This window comes from Isoptericola croceus (assembly GCF_029382255.1).
GTDB lineage: Bacteria > Actinomycetota > Actinomycetes > Actinomycetales > Cellulomonadaceae > Isoptericola > Isoptericola croceus.
On record NZ_JARLLG010000421.1, the window covers coordinates 1 to 261 of the forward strand.

A 261-nucleotide genomic window follows, 5' to 3' on the forward strand; every position below is an offset into this window, starting at 1 on the left:
GCAGAAGATGTAACGATCAATCAAACTGAAATAAAAAAAGGAGATCATGTCTATATATTAATTGGTGCAGCCAATCGAGACCCAAAACAATTCATTAATGCCAACAGCCTAGATATTACAAGAAATCCAAATCCCCACCTTTCATTTGGTTCCGGTATTCATTTTTGTCTCGGTGCCACCCTCGCTAAGATAGAAGCACAAGCCGCCATTAAGACGATATTAGATCATACACAGAAGATTAGATTTGAAACAGCTGAGATT

1 protein-coding gene is annotated in these 261 nt (G+C 37.9%); it reads left to right on the forward strand.

Going from position 1 to position 261, the window contains the following annotated elements:
• Positions 1-261, forward strand: a 261-nt coding sequence (locus PZC42_RS21760) for a cytochrome P450 (protein WP_277214282.1), incomplete at both ends; no start/stop codon positions are given.